The organism is Salinisphaera sp. G21_0, assembly GCF_017744115.1.
Taxonomy (GTDB): Bacteria; Pseudomonadota; Gammaproteobacteria; order Pseudomonadales; family Endozoicomonadaceae; genus Endozoicomonas.
Window position 1 is genome coordinate 1 of record NZ_JAGHQW010000228.1, and the last position, 666, is coordinate 666.

A 666-nucleotide genomic window follows, 5' to 3' on the forward strand; every position below is an offset into this window, starting at 1 on the left:
TTACGCCGTTGACGTCGATCTGAGTAAATTCTTTGATACGGTTAATCACGACGTTTTGATGTCGAGGGTCTCCCGTAAGATCCGCGACAAACGCCTCCTGAAACTGATTGGTCGCTACCTGCGCTCCGGTGTCATGATTGAGGGCAATGTTTACCCGACCAGGGTTGGCATGCCACAGGGTGGCCCTTTATCACCCTTGCTGTCTAATGTGGTCCTCGACGAACTCGACAAGGAGCTTGAATATCGAGGTCATTGCTTTGCAAGATACTGTGACGACTTCGTTATTCTCGTCAAGAGTCAGCGTGCCGGTGATCGGGTGATGAACAGCATTACCCAATTCATTGAACGTAAATTGAAACTGAAGATTAACTCCCGGAAAAGTAAAGTTGTGAAAGCAACAGAAAGCGAATTCCTGAGTTTCACCTTCACAGGGAAGAAAGTTCGCTGGGCCCAGAAGTGTCTGGACCGATTCAAGTACAGGATACTCAAGTTGACCAGTCGTCGCTGGGGTGTCTCAATGCAACATCGGTTACGCAAACTGGCACAATATATCCGGGGTTGGATGGGGTATTTCCGGTTATCGGAATATTACCGACCAATTCCCCTGCTGGATCAATGGATACGTCGGCGAATCCGTTGCTGCTTTCTGAAGCAATGGCGCAAGCC

1 protein-coding gene is annotated in these 666 nt (G+C 49.1%); it reads left to right on the forward strand.

Going from position 1 to position 666, the window contains the following annotated elements:
* The coding region (locus J7439_RS25795) for a reverse transcriptase domain-containing protein (RefSeq protein ID WP_286198522.1) at nucleotides 1-666 on the forward strand (666 nt) is incomplete at both ends.